The organism is Paraburkholderia sp. BR10923, assembly GCF_040948765.1.
GTDB lineage: Bacteria > Pseudomonadota > Gammaproteobacteria > Burkholderiales > Burkholderiaceae > Paraburkholderia > Paraburkholderia youngii.
Window position 1 is genome coordinate 13,942 of the sequence record NZ_JBFPKO010000025.1, and the last position, 12,287, is coordinate 26,228.

The 12,287-nt window shown below is 66.2% G+C and carries 9 protein-coding genes; all 9 read left to right on the forward strand.

Going from position 1 to position 12,287, the window contains the following annotated elements:
• The first annotated feature begins 397 nt into the window (after positions 1-397).
• The 9 genes from AB3X94_RS32985 to AB3X94_RS33025 all read left to right on the forward strand — a co-directional run bounded on the left by AB3X94_RS32985 (position 398) and on the right by AB3X94_RS33025 (position 12,232).
• Complete coding sequence (locus tag AB3X94_RS32985; RefSeq protein WP_368613703.1) at positions 398-1,795, forward strand: undecaprenyl-phosphate glucose phosphotransferase; 1,398 nt, start codon at positions 398-400, stop codon at positions 1,793-1,795.
• Between the two features lie 81 nt (positions 1,796-1,876).
• Positions 1,877-3,322, forward strand: coding sequence for a UDP-glucose/GDP-mannose dehydrogenase family protein (locus tag AB3X94_RS32990; RefSeq protein ID WP_368613704.1), 1,446 nt, complete (start codon positions 1,877-1,879; stop codon positions 3,320-3,322).
• A gap of 36 nt (positions 3,323-3,358) precedes the next feature.
• Positions 3,359-3,811 (forward strand): low molecular weight phosphotyrosine protein phosphatase, encoded by a 453-nt coding sequence (locus tag AB3X94_RS32995; protein ID WP_176367297.1) that lies wholly within the window; start codon positions 3,359-3,361, stop codon positions 3,809-3,811.
• On the forward strand, positions 3,808-5,010 hold the full coding sequence (locus tag AB3X94_RS33000) for a polysaccharide biosynthesis/export family protein (protein ID WP_368613705.1): 1,203 nt from the start codon (positions 3,808-3,810) through the stop codon (positions 5,008-5,010). Before AB3X94_RS32995 ends, AB3X94_RS33000 begins: the two co-directional genes overlap by 4 nt.
• A 136-nt stretch (positions 5,011-5,146) precedes the next feature.
• Entirely contained in the window at positions 5,147-7,345 is a 2,199-nt protein-coding gene (locus tag AB3X94_RS33005) for a polysaccharide biosynthesis tyrosine autokinase (protein ID WP_368613745.1), read from the forward strand.
• A 56-nt stretch (positions 7,346-7,401) separates the two neighbouring features.
• On the forward strand, positions 7,402-8,343 hold the full coding sequence (locus AB3X94_RS33010) for a glycosyltransferase family 2 protein (protein ID WP_368613706.1): 942 nt from the start codon (positions 7,402-7,404) through the stop codon (positions 8,341-8,343).
• On the forward strand, positions 8,340-9,500 hold the full coding sequence (locus AB3X94_RS33015) for a glycosyltransferase family 4 protein (RefSeq protein WP_176108557.1): 1,161 nt from the start codon (positions 8,340-8,342) through the stop codon (positions 9,498-9,500). Before AB3X94_RS33010 ends, AB3X94_RS33015 begins: the two co-directional genes overlap by 4 nt.
• A gap of 3 nt (positions 9,501-9,503) precedes the next feature.
• Positions 9,504-11,006 carry a glucose-6-phosphate isomerase gene (locus AB3X94_RS33020; RefSeq protein ID WP_368613707.1) on the forward strand — a complete coding sequence of 501 codons (1,503 nt, stop codon included), beginning with the start codon at positions 9,504-9,506 and terminating at the stop codon, positions 11,004-11,006.
• A complete protein-coding gene (locus AB3X94_RS33025; RefSeq protein WP_176108555.1) occupies positions 11,003-12,232 on the forward strand; it encodes a glycosyltransferase family 4 protein in 1,230 nt (409 codons plus the stop codon). Before AB3X94_RS33020 ends, AB3X94_RS33025 begins: the two co-directional genes overlap by 4 nt.
• The last annotated feature ends 55 nt before the right edge of the window (positions 12,233-12,287 follow it).

The window sequence follows — 12,287 nt, forward strand, 5'->3', positions numbered from 1 at the left end:
CACCCATGGAGCCGGGCGTCCCCGGCAGAACTGTTGGAAAAAGCGCAAGTTTCGGTGGGCAAGGCCTCGGATGGGCGGCTAGGAAACCGCTGTCGAGCCTGAATGCGGCAAAAATTACCTCTCAAAATGCACAAAAAATGCCGAAATTTTGACCGATACAATTTGAGATTTTTTGCGGCCTTGCCGTGCGAATTTTAATACCGCTTTATTGAGGCATGTACGAGGGTATTCACTCATCCGGCCGCGGTTTTTCCGCGATGGTCTGTTCATGCGCATTCAGTCCAATTCAGCCGCGAGGCAAATGGGAAATAAAAAGCGCAACGGTGAAACCCGCATGCAACACCCATTTCAACCAACCGACGGATCGCACTTTGACTGACGAACAGAGGGGCGGCGCATGCTGAGCGTTCTAGCGAGAATCATCGACATAGCCATGGTCGCGCTCGCCGCGATGGCGGCGGCGGCCGTGCACAGCGGCAGGGTGGTATGGCTCGACGATATGCAAAGCGTGTCGCTCGCGTTCGGCTGCCTGCTCGTGGTGGTGTTCTTCCCGGCGCTCGGCATCTATCAGTCGTGGCGCGGCAAGCCGCTCTACGATCTGCTGTCGCGCGTCACGGGCGGCTGGCTGATGGTCGAAGTGACCGGCGTGCTGATCAGCTTCAGCGTGCACCGCGCCGACAGCCTGTCGCGGCTGTGGCTCGTGTACTGGGCGCTCGCGTCGATCGTGCTGCTGGTCGTCACGAAGGTGATCGTCTATTCGATCCTGCGCGGACTGCGCCGCGAGGGCTTCAATCAGCGCGCGGTCGCGATCGTCGGCGGCGCGCCTTATGGGCGCTTCCTGATCGAACAGATGAGGGGCCGGCCGGAAGCCGGCTTCACGCCCGTGGTCGTGTTCGACGAGGGCGGCACGATCAATCCATATGAAGACCCGGACGCGGCGCCCGCGGTCGCTGGCGTGCCGGTCGAGCGTGACTATCAGCGCATGATCGAGCTGGTGCGCCAGCGCTCGATCCGCGAGCTGTGGCTCGCGCTGCCGATCTCGAAGGAGAAGGCGATCCATCGCTTCGTGATGGATCTGCGCAACGACTTCGTGAACATCCGCTTCATCCCCGATGTCGGCAGCCTGACGCTGTTCAATCAGCCGATGGTCGAGCTGCTCGGCGTGCCCGCGATCAACCTCGCCGCCTCGCCGATCACCGATCTGCGCGTGCTGCCCAAGCGCGTATTCGACAGACTGTTCGCGCTCGGCGCGTTGCTCGCGCTGTCGCCGCTGATGCTCGTGATCGCGCTGATGGTGAAGCTCAGCTCGCCGGGACCGGTGTTTTTCCGCCAGCGCCGCAAGGGCATCGACGGCCGCGAGTTCGAGATCTTTAAGTTCCGCTCGATGAAGGTCCACAAGGAAGCGGCCGGCCAGATCACCCAGGCGACGCGGCGCGATCCGCGCATCACCGCGGTCGGCGCGTTCCTGCGCCGCACCAGCCTCGACGAGCTGCCGCAGTTCATCAACGTGCTGCGCGGCGAGATGTCGGTCGTAGGCCCCCGTCCGCACGCGCTCGAGCACGACGACATCTACAAGGATCTGGTGAAGGGCTATATGCACCGCTACCGGATCAAGCCCGGCATCACCGGCTGGGCGCAAATCAACGGTTATCGCGGCGAAACCGACCGCATCGAAAAGATGATGGGTCGCGTGAAGCTCGATCTGTACTACATGCAGCACTGGACCTTCTGGCTCGACATCAAGATCGTCGTGCTGACGCTGTGGAAAGGCTTCGCGGGCAGCAATGCCTATTGAACGTGGCGCGCCGGGCCGCGCCGATGCCACGCATCGCGCGAGCGCATTCCTGAATCAACTTTATTTATCGAGGTGCAATCCATGAACCTGACGATCATCGGTAGCGGCTATGTCGGCCTCGTGACCGGCGCGTGTCTGGCCGACATCGGCCACGACGTGTTCTGTCTCGACGTCGATCAACGCAAGATCGACGTGCTCAACAACGGCGGCGTGCCGATCCACGAACCGGGTCTGCAGGAGATCATCGCGCGCAATCGCCGCGCGAAGCGCCTGACGTTTTCCACCGACGTCGAGGCCGCGGTCGCGCACGGTGACATCCAGTTCATCGCGGTCGGCACGCCGGCCGACGAAGACGGCTCCGCCGATCTGCAGTACGTGCTCGCCGCTGCGCGCAACATCGGCCGCCATATGAACGGCTTCAAGGTGATCGTCGACAAATCGACGGTGCCGGTCGGCACCGCGTCGCGCGTACGCGAAGTGGTCGCCGCCGAGCTAACCGCGCGCGGCGTCGAGCAGATGTTCTCGGTCGTGTCGAATCCGGAGTTCCTGAAGGAGGGCGCGGCCGTCGAAGACTTCACGCGGCCCGATCGCATCGTGCTCGGCTGCGACGACGACGTGCCCGGCGAAAAGGCGCGCGAGCTGATGAAGCGCCTGTATGCGCCGTTCAATCGCAATCGCGAACGCACGCTGTATATGGACGTGCGTTCCGCCGAGTTCACCAAGTACGCGGCCAACGCGATGCTCGCGACGCGCATCTCGTACATGAACGAGCTCGCGAATCTGGCCGATCGCGTCGGCGCGGATATCGAGGCGGTGCGCCGCGGCATCGGTTCCGATCCGCGCATCGGCTACGACTTCCTGTACGCGGGCTGCGGCTATGGCGGCTCGTGCTTTCCGAAGGACGTGCAGGCGCTGATTCGCACCGCAGCCGATCACGACGCGAACCTGCGCATTCTCGAAGCGGTGGAAGCGGTCAACGACGCGCAGAAGCAGATCCTCGCGCAGAAGATCGTCGCGCGTCTCGGCGAGGATCTGTCGGACCGCACGTTCGGCGTGTGGGGTCTCGCGTTCAAGCCGAACACCGACGACATGCGCGCGGCGCCGAGCCGCGAGCTGATCGCCGAACTGCTGCGCCGCGGCGCGCGCGTGAAGGCCTACGACCCGGTGTCGATCGACGAAGCGAAGCGCGTGTTCGCGCTCGATCTGAAGGACGTGCCGCAGCAGCATGCGCGCCTGTCGTTCGTGAACGAGGAGATGGAAGCGGCGAGCGGCGTCGATGCACTCGTGATCCTGACCGAATGGAAAGTCTTCAAGAGCCCTGATTTCGATGCGCTGAAGCGCATGCTGAAGACGCCGCTGATTTTCGATGGCCGCAATCTGTACGAGCCGGATGTGCTGCTCGAACTCGGCATCGAGTATCACGCGATCGGCCGGCGGCACGCATTGCGCAATGCGCCGGCACGGGTCGGCGCGAACAGCGCGATGCATGCGGCGGACCTCGCCGCCGCGGAAACCTCAGGCCGCTGAGGCCATTGCGACCGCCGCCGCGCGAGGGAATCCGCCATGTTCGCCAACGTTCTGATCGTGTGCCACGCCAACGTGTGCCGCTCGCCCGCCGCCGAGATGCTGTTCAAGGCGCGCCAGGCGCGCGCGCCGCGTCCAGGCGCCGCGCCGATCGCGTTTCATTCGGCGGGCATTCGCGCGGTGAACGGCCACGGCATGGACCCGGTGATGCGGCGCCTGCTCGAAGAGCGCGGCGTCGCCGCCGGCCTCCATCACGCGCGGCGTCTCGACCGCTCGCTCGTGCGCGCGGCCGATCTCGTGCTGGTGAGCGAGCGCGCGCAGGTGAGCAAGGTCGAAGCGCTCGATCCGTCCGCGCGCGGCAAGGTCTATCCGCTCGGCAAGTGGGAAGCCGACTCGGACGTCGCCGATCCGCACGGCGGCGCGGAAGACGAATACAGGGAGAGTCTCGTGCTCATCGAACATCTGGTCATGGGATGGCTGAAAAAAATATGAAGCAACCCCGCATCGAAAACTCATTCGCGAGCTTGCGCACGAAGCTCGCCGCCTCACTTCTGCTGACGTCTTTTCTGTCGGCCTGCGCGACCGCACCGGGCAATTATCTCGACACGTCGCGGCTCAAGGACAACGATCAGGCGCCGAGCGAAACCTATCCGGTCCATCTGATCGACGCGAACCTGATCATGGCGCAGGCCCAAGCCGCCGCCGCGAAAACCGAGCCGTTGCCGCCGTCGGCGCTGTCCGATCCGTCGCTGTACGTGTACCACCTCGCGCCGCAGGACATTCTCGGCATCACCGTGTGGGATCATCCCGAGCTGACCACGCCGCAGGGCAGCACCTTGTCCTCGGGCGGCAACACCACGCAGACGATCGCGGGCGCGTTGCAGCAGCCGTATACGGCCGCGCTGCCGGGCCAGGCCGATCCGTACGGCCAGACCATCGCCGCCGACGGCACGATCTTTTTCCCGTTCGTCGGCCGCATCCAGGCCGCGGGGAAGACCACCACCCAGCTGCGCGATCAGCTCGCCGCGCGCCTCGTGCCATATATCCGCAATCCGCAGGTCGACGTGCGCGTGCTGTCGTATCGCAGCCAGAAGGTGCAGGTCACCGGCGAAGTGAAGCAGCCGGGACCGCTCGCGGTCAGCGACGTGCCGCTGACGCTGGTCGACGCGATCACGCGCTCGGGCGGCACCAACCCGGACGCCGACATCCAGCGCGTGCGCCTCACGCGCAACCACAAGCTCTACGTGCTCAACGCCGATCGCATGCTCGATCAGGGCGACACCAGCCAGGACGTGATGCTGCAGAACGGCGACGTGGTCAACGTGCCGGACCGCACCGACAGCCGCATCTTCGTGATGGGCGAAGTGAAGACGCCGATCCAGGTGCCGATCATCCGCGGCCGCATGACGATCGCAGATGCGCTCACGCAAGGCGGCGGCATCCTCAATACCGACGCCAATCCGCGCCAGATCTTCGTGATGCGCGGCATGCGCGAGCATCCGACCACGCCCGAGGTGTTCCGCCTCGACATGACGCAGCCGGACTCGATCATGCTGTCCTCGCAGTTCCAGTTGCAGCCGCTCGACGTCGTGTACGTGGGCACCGCCGCGTCGACCACGTTCAACCGCGTGTTGCAGCAGGTGCTGCCGAGCGTGCAGACGCTGTTCTATCTGAAGCAGCTGACGCGCTGAACGTTTGGGCTGTAACGTCCCGCGCCGCCGTTGTCCGGGCGGCGCGGGATGCGCAACGAAAGCAGAAGTACCGCTGACGCGAAAGCCGAAGCCAACGACACGGGATGGAACAGTGAGCAATCAACTCTCTCCACACATGGCTGGTCCGATCAAGACCGAAGAAGAAGACGTCGTCCTCGGACAACTGGTGCAGGTGATCCTCGACGACATCTGGTGGCTGCTCGCGATCACCGCGGTCATCGTCACGATGGCGCTCGCGTACTGCTACCTCGCCAAGCCGACTTATTCGGCCGATGCGCACGTGCGCGTCGAGCCGTCCGACAGCATGTCGCAGGCGCTCACGCAAACGCAGACGGGTGCCGCGATCACCAGCGGCTCGACGTCGCTGCCGACCGACGCCGAGATCGAAATCATCAAGAGCCGTGGCGTGGTCGCCCCGGTCGTGCAGCAGCTGAAGCTGAACTTCAGCGTGACGCCGAAGACGATCCCGCTGCTCGGCAACATCGCCGCGCGCCTCGCCACGCCGGGCCAGCCCGCACGCCCGTGGCTGGGGCTCACGTCATACGCGTGGGGCGGTGAAGACGTCGATGTCGATTCGATCGACGTGACGCCGTCGCTCGAAGGCGAGAAGCTGCTGCTGCGCGTGATCGACGCGCAGCACTATGAGCTGTTCGCGCCGAACGGCTCGCTGCTGCTGCGCGGCGAGGTCGGCCAGCAGGCGCAGGGCGGCGGCGTGACGATGGTCGTCAACCAGCTGGTCGCGCGCCCCGGGCAGGAGTTCACGATCGTGCGCTCGAACGATCTCGACGCGATCACCGCGTTCCAGTCGGCGATCACGGTGCAGGAGCAGGGCAAGCAGACCGGCGTGATCCAGATCTCGCTGGAGGACAAGAGTCCGCAGCATGCGGCGCTCGTCGCCAATGCGCTCGCGCAGTCGTATCTGCGGCAGCACGTGTCGAACAAGCAGGCCGATGCGAGCAAGATGCTCGACTTCCTGAAGAGCGAGGAGCCGCGCCTGAAGGCCGACCTCGAACGCGCAGAAGCCGCGCTGACCGCCTACCAGCGTCAGTCCGGCTCGATCAACGCGAGCGACGAGGCGAAGGTCTACCTCGAAGGCAGCGTGCAATACGAGCAGCAGATCGCCGCGTTGCGGCTGCAGATGACGCAGCTCGCCGAGCGCTACGGCGACGACCATCCGACGCTCGTCGCCGCGCGTCAGCAGATGGCCGAGCTGCAGGCGCAGCGCACCAAATACGCGGACCGTTTCCGCGATCTGCCGGCCACCGAAGTGAAGGCCGTGCAGTTGCAGCGGGACGCCAAAGTCGCCGAAGACATCTACGTGCTGCTGCTCAATCGCGTGCAGGAACTGTCGGTGCAAAAGGCGGGCACGGGCGGCAACGTGCACATCGTCGACGCGGCGCTGCGCCCCGGTGCGCCGGTCAAGCCGAAGAAGATGCTGATCATGTCGGCGGCGGTGATTCTCGGGCTGATCGCGGGCACCGGCTTCGTGTTCCTGCGCCGCAATCTGTTCAAGGGCATCGACGACCCCGATCACGTCGAGCGCGCGTTCCATCTGCCGGTGTTCGGCCTCGTGCCGCAAAGCGCCGAGCAGGTGCAGCTCGAAAACAGCTATGCGCGCGGCGGCGAACGGCTGCGTCCGGTGCTCGCGAATGCGCGGCCGAAGGACCTGACGATCGAAAGTCTGCGCAGCCTGCGCACCGCGATGCAGTTCACGCTGATGGACGCGCGCAATCGCATCGTGATGCTGACGGGTCCGATGGCCGGCGTCGGCAAGAGCTTCCTCAGCGTGAACCTCGCGATGCTGCTCGCGCATTCGGGCAAGCGCGTGCTGCTGATCGACGGCGACATGCGGCGCGGCGCGCTCGAACGTCAGATCGGCGGCGAGCAGGAGAACGGCATGTCGGAGTTGCTGAGCGGGCAGATCTCGCTGGAAGAGGCGATCCGCCCGTCGAACGTCGAGGGCCTGAGCTTCATTTCGTGCGGCCGCCGTCCGCCGAATCCGTCCGAGCTGCTGATGTCGCCGCGTCTGCCGCAGTACCTCGACGGCCTCGCGAAGCGCTACGACGTGATCCTGATCGACACGCCGCCGGTGCTCGCGGTGACCGATGCGTCGATCATCGGCGCGTATGCGGGCTCGACGTTCTTCGTGATGCGCTCGGGCATGCACAGCGAGATCGAGCTAGCCGACGCGCTGAAGCGCCTGCGCGCGGCCGGTGTGCACGTGCAGGGCGGCATCTTCAACGGCATGCCGGCGCGCTCGCGGGTCGGCTACGACCGCGGCTACGCGGCGACCCAGGAATACCTGAGCACGTGACGCGCGCACCGCACCCCGGCACCGACTTCTGCACGACAGGAACAGAGGACATCACGATGAAAGTAACGGTACTGGTACCGACTTATCGCCGCCCGCCCGATCTCGCGCGCTGCCTCGCGGCGCTCGAGCGGCAATCGCGCGCGCCCGACGAAGTGATCGTGGTCGCACGCGTCGACGACGACGCGACCCATGCATGCCTGCGCGATCCGTCCACGCGCGGCCGCCTGCCGCTGGTGATCGCGCCGGTGGACATACCCGGCCAGGTCGCGGCGCTCAATCGCGGGCTCGATGCCGCCAGCGGCGACGTGATCGCGATCACCGACGACGACGCCGCGCCGCGCCGCGACTGGGTCGAGCGCATCGCCGCCGCGTTCGAAGCCGATGCGCGCCTGGGCGCCTTGGGCGGGCGCGACTGGGTGCACGAAAAAGGCCGCGTGCTCGACGGCGAGCGGCCGCTGGTCGGCAAGGTGACCGCGCACGGCAAGATCATCGGCAATCATCACCTGGGGGTCGGTGCCGCGCGCGAAGTCGACATCCTGAAGGGCGCCAACATGAGCTACCGGCGCGACGCGGTGCGCACGATCCGCTTCGACGCGCGTCTGCGCGGCGCGGGCGCGCAGGTGCACAACGACATGGCATTCAGCCTCGCGGTAAAGAACGCGGGCTGGAAGCTCGTCTACGACCCGCAGGTCGCCGTCGATCATTTCCCCGCCGAACGTTTCGACGACGACAAACGCGACGCGCAGACGATGGCCGCGCTGCGCAACGCCGCGTTCAACTTCCATCTGATCCTGCGCGACCAGTTGCCGCCGCTGCGCCGCGAAGCCGCGTGGTGGTGGTGGACGCTGGTCGGCACACGGCTTTATCCGGGCCTCATGCATGCGGCGCTCGCGCTGCTGTCGAAACAGGCGCAGTTGCAGCTGTCGCGCTGGCGCGAGGTGCGCGCGGGCGCCCACGAAGCGCGGCGCGCGCTGTCGAAGAGCGGAGTGTCCGCATGAGTACCAAGGTTCATGTTCATCTGTTCTACGGCGCCGATCCGCGCTTTTATCGCAAGGGCGACGATATCGGCTGTCTGTACGGTTATCACCACGCGGAGTCCGAAGCATTCGCGCTGACCTATTCGCAAGACGCGCGCGAAAGCCGGCCCGTACGGCTCGTGCGGCGCGCGCTGAAGGCCGCGCTCGGCTTCGATTTCATCCATACGTGGCGCAATCGCGCCGAGATGCTGCGCTCGGACGTGATCTGGACGCATACCGAGCAGGAATGGCTGTCCGCCGCGCTGATGCTGCTGCTGTGCGGCCGCAAGGCGGGGCCCGGCGCGTCGCCGCTGCTGCTCGCGCAAAGCGTGTGGCTGCTCGACAAGTGGCCGTCGTACGGCATCGTGCGCAGCTGGCTGTATCGCAAGCTGATGACGCGCGCCGATCGGCTGACCACGCTTGCGAGCGAAAACGCCGAGCTATGCCAGGACTACTTCCGCCGCGACGCGACGCCGCTGCTGTACGGCCTGAACACGCGCGACTTTCCGGTCAATGCGCCGACGCAGTGGACGCCGCGCACGCCGCTGCGCATCGCGGCGATCGGCAACGATCGCGACCGTGACTGGGAGACGCTGATCAAGGCGTTCGGCAACGATTCGCGCTATTCGGTGAAGCTCGCGACGCGGCGGCGGATTCCCGCGTCGCTGCGCGCGTCGAATGTCGAGATCGCGCTGTTCTCCGGCATCAAGAAGCAGCACGAGCTGTACGACTGGGCCGACGTGATCGTCGTGCCGTTGCGACCGAACTCGCACGCATCGGGCATCACCGTCATGCTCGAAGCGGCGGCGGTCGGCAAGCCGATGGTCGCGACCGACGTCGGCGCACTGCGCGACTATTTTCCCGCCGACGAAGCCGCCTACGTGCCGCCGTTCATTCCGGAGGCGCTGCGCGCCGCGGTCGACCGGCTCGCCGCCGACCCCGCCGAGGCGCTGCGCCAGGCGCAGGCAGCCGCGGCCGGTCTGCTCGCGCGCGATCTGACCACCGAGCACTACGCGATGCAGCACGTGCGGATCACGCGCGAGATGCTGAGCGCGCGCGGGCAGGCGAGCGCGCACGCGGCCGCGGCCAGGCACGAGCAACGCGCCGCACCTGCGCGCGAATCGCGCGGAGGCCTCTAAGCGATGTCGACGATTCCGCGCGCGAACCCATTGCCGCCGGCCGGCGCGGGCAACGCCGGCGCCGCGCAAACCAATGCGAGCGGGCTGCTGTCCGGCGCAACGCGAGAATGGCTGCCGCCGCTGTTGCTGTGGCTGATCACCGCGGTGCTGATCGTCGCGCATCAGGGCACGGTGCTGACGCTCGCGTTTCCGGTGCTCGCGATCCTCACGGGCCTGTGGCTCTACTTCAAGAGCCCGGCGCGCTATATCGGCTTCATGTGGTGGCTGTGGTTCCTGAGCCCCGAAGTGCGGCGTCTCGCGGACTGGTCGAAAGGCGCGTTCACGCCGACCAGCCTGATCCAGGTCGCGCCGCTCGCCGTGACGATGATCAGCGGCCTGTCGCTGCTGCGCTACTACCGGCTGCTCGCGCAGCGCCGTGGTTTGCCGGTGCTGCTGATCCTGCTCGGCCTCGTCTACGCGTTCCTGATCGGCGTGATGTCGAGCGGGCCGCTTGCGGCCACCTACGACCTCGCGAACTGGCTCTATCCGATCCTGATCGGCTTTCACATCATGGCGCACACGCGCCAGTATCCGCAGTACCGCGACACGATCGTTGGCACGTTCATCTGGGGCATGCTGGTGATGGGCGGCTACGGCCTGATCCAGTTCTTCATCATGCCGCCGTGGGACGCGCTGTGGATGCTCGGCTCGCAGATGAACTCGCAGGGCGACCCGGTGCCGATGGGCGTGCGCGTGTTCAGCACGATGAACTCGTCGGGCCCGTTCGCGTTCGCGATGATGGGCGCGATGGTCTTCGTGATGGCCGCGCAGCACCGCCTGCGCTGGATCGCCGCCGGGCTCGGCTTCTTTTCGTTCGCGTTGAGCCTCGTGCGCTCGACGTGGGGCGGCTGGGTCATCGCACTCCTGATCCAGCTGGTGAAGTCGAACAACAAGGTGCGCGTGCGCATCGTCGCGAGCGCGGTGCTGCTCGCCGGCTTCTGCGTGCCGCTGCTGGCGGTCGGCCCGGTGGCCGAACGGATGCAGGCGCGCCTGAACACGATCGTCAATCTGCACGACGACCAGAGCTACGCGGCCCGCAACGAGTTCTACGCGACCTTCGCGAAGACCGCGTTTACCGACGTGTCGGGCGAGGGCATGGGCGCGACCGGCACCTCGACGAAGCTCTCCAACGACGGCGGCCAGCTCGGCCAGTACGGCAACTTCGACAGCGGCGTGATGAACGTTCCGTTCGTGCTCGGCTGGCCCGGCACCTTGCTGTACATGTCCGGCATCGTGTGGCTGCTGACGCGCGCGGTGCTCGCGTCGTTCAGGCTGCGCGACGACAAGTTCGTCTCCGCGTGCCTGAGCCTGTGTCTTGCGACCTTCGCGATGCTGGTGTTCACGAACTCGCTGGTCGGCACCGGCGGCCTGCTGCTTTTCATGGGCGCTTTTTCGATTCTTTCCGCGGTTCACTACGAAAAGATGAACCGCGCACGCACGCTATTTCTCCACGGAGGCACGGATTGAGAGTCGCCATAGTCACGCACGTAGTGCGTCATAACGACGGCCAGGGGCGCGTCAATCACGAGATCGCGCGCGCGGCGCTCGACGAGAACATCCGCGTGACGCTGGTCGCGTCGCACGTGGCGCCCGAACTGCTCGCGCATCCGAACGTGCGCTGGGCGCCGGTGAAGATCGGCCGCTGGTGGCCGACCAATCTGCTGCGCCAGCAGGTGTTCGCTCTCAAGAGCGCGCTATGGCTGCGCGCGCATCGGCGCGACTACGACGTGCTGCACGTGAACGGCTTCATCACGTGGATGCGCGCCGACGTCAATACCTCGCATTTCGTGCACAGCGGCTGGTTCGCGAGCAAGTACTACCCGTTCGGTTTGACGAAGGGCGTGTGGTCCGCGTACCAGTCGGTCTATACGCGCTGCAATGCGCTGCTCGAACGCTGGGCGTACCGGCGCTCGAAGGTGATCACCGCGGTGTCGCAGAAGGTCGCCGACGAAATCCGCGCGATCGGCCTCACGCCCCGCAACCGCGTGGACGTGATCTACAACGGCGTCGACACGCAAGGCTTCGCGGCGGCGAGCGGCGATCGCGCGAAGTTTCGGTTACCGGACGATGCGTTCCTGCTGCTGTTCGTCGGCGATCTGCGCACCCCGCGCAAGAATCTCGGCACCGTGCTCGCCGCATTGAAGCATCTGCCCGAGCACGTGCAGATCGCGGTGGCCGGCTTTCTGCCGGGCAGCCCGTATCCGGAACAGGCGAAGGCGCTCGGCATCGCGCATCGGGTGCATTTTCTCGGGCTGGTGAAGGAGATGCCAGTGCTGATGCATTCGGTCGACGCGTTCGTGTTTCCATCGCGCTACGAAGCGATGAGTCTGTCGCTGCTCGAAGCGATGGCGGCGGGCCTGCCCGTCGTGACCGCGCGCACCGCGGGCGGCGCCGAGATCATCACGCCGGAGTGCGGCATCGTGCTCGACGATCCCGACGACCCGCAGGCGCTCGCTCGCGCAGTCGCGCAACTCGCCGGCGACGACACCGCGCGCCGCGCGATGGGCCAGGCCGCCAGCGAGCTCGCAACCGGCTTCGGCTGGGCGCGCATGGCCGCGCAATACATCGCGCTGTACCGGCAACTGGCCGGGCAGCAGGAAAACCGCCGGCGTAGCCGGACGGAGGCGACGGTCGTCGCGCAGAACGATGCGCTGACACTGAATCATCTCGCCGGACAGAAGAGCGTGGAATGAACGCGCGAGCCGCGCCATCCACGCAACGGCATAGCAACTCACCGCAAGCAACACA

What these genes read in the sequence shown, in the direction of transcription:
- AB3X94_RS32985 (WP_368613703.1), top strand. Translation starts at nt 398, where the DNA reads ATGCTGAGCGTTCTAGCGAGAATCATCGACATAGCCATGGTCGCGCTC.
- AB3X94_RS32990 (WP_368613704.1), top strand. Translation starts at nt 1,877, where the DNA reads ATGAACCTGACGATCATCGGTAGCGGCTATGTCGGCCTCGTGACCGGC.
- AB3X94_RS32995 (WP_176367297.1), top strand. Translation starts at nt 3,359, where the DNA reads ATGTTCGCCAACGTTCTGATCGTGTGCCACGCCAACGTGTGCCGCTCG.
- AB3X94_RS33000 (WP_368613705.1), top strand. Translation starts at nt 3,808, where the DNA reads ATGAAGCAACCCCGCATCGAAAACTCATTCGCGAGCTTGCGCACGAAG.
- AB3X94_RS33005 (WP_368613745.1), top strand. Translation starts at nt 5,147, where the DNA reads ATGGCTGGTCCGATCAAGACCGAAGAAGAAGACGTCGTCCTCGGACAA.
- AB3X94_RS33010 (WP_368613706.1), top strand. Translation starts at nt 7,402, where the DNA reads ATGAAAGTAACGGTACTGGTACCGACTTATCGCCGCCCGCCCGATCTC.
- AB3X94_RS33015 (WP_176108557.1), top strand. Translation starts at nt 8,340, where the DNA reads ATGAGTACCAAGGTTCATGTTCATCTGTTCTACGGCGCCGATCCGCGC.
- AB3X94_RS33020 (WP_368613707.1), top strand. Translation starts at nt 9,504, where the DNA reads ATGTCGACGATTCCGCGCGCGAACCCATTGCCGCCGGCCGGCGCGGGC.